Annotated in this window: 1 protein-coding gene; it reads left to right on the forward strand. The window is 61.6% G+C overall.

Translation table 11 applies throughout. The features are described 5' to 3' along the window. Positions 1-314 precede the first annotated feature (314 nt). Positions 315-959: ribonuclease H family protein (locus IE243_RS22905; protein ID WP_191321578.1), on the forward strand; the 645-nt coding region annotated here is incomplete at its 3' end.

Raw genomic sequence — 959 nt, forward strand, 5'->3', positions numbered from 1 at the left:
ACCTCTCTGGATCCTGTGCGGCGGCGACCAGAACGACGGCTATCCGCGACGCTGGGCACCGCTCTGGTACGCGGTTGCCTTCGCCAAGGCGACAAATACGGCCTTGGAAGACGACATCGCCAACGCAGCTTGACAAAAACTGCCTGCCCAGGGCTCCGGCACAAGGCGCCCTCGCGCACGTGCAAAACGGCCCAGCGCCCAGACCGCGAAACACTATTTCCGATTTTCAAACTTCAATTTGGACAAAGCCAAATCAGGCGAAACCCCAGAAAGCCGGCGTCGCGAACATGCCGGTGCCCCAAAAGGAGCGCACCATGATGGTCATCTACGCCGACGGCGCCTGCTCTGGAAATCCTGGCCCGGCCGCCGCCGCTATCCTCGTTCTTGAGCACCGCACCGGCGGCATGGTTCAAATCGACCAGGTCGCCAAGCACCTCGGTCAGGGCACCAACCAGACGGCAGAGCTGCATGCCGCCCTGATGGCTATCGAGGCCGCAGCCGCCAGCAACGAGACTGAGTTCCTCGTTCGCTGCGACAGTCAGTATACCGTCAACGGCATCACCAGCTGGATGGCAAATTGGATCGCCAACGGCTGGCGTACTGCAGGCAAGAAGCCGGTTGCAAACTCGGAAATCTGGCGCGCAATCAACGCCGCCATCTCCGCTGCCGAAGCCGCCGGCAAAACCATCCGCTTCGAATGGGTCAAAGGACACAGCACCGACCAGTACAACAACAAGGTTGATCGTCTCGCCGTCGCCGCCTGCAACCAGCGTGCTGAAGGCCCGTCACACTACACACAGCCGGCTCCTAAACCAGCCCCTGCCCGCAACGCGCTTGGGCTCACTCCCACAGAGTGGGTCTCCATCCGCGAAAGCCTTGTCTCCGAAGCTCGCGCTCGACACTCAACCGGGTCGGGAGAGGATGCAGCTGAAACCGCTGCACGCTATGTCCTCGATACC

This window comes from Camelimonas fluminis, from assembly GCF_014656355.1.
Classification (GTDB): domain Bacteria; phylum Pseudomonadota; class Alphaproteobacteria; order Rhizobiales; family Beijerinckiaceae; genus Camelimonas; species Camelimonas fluminis.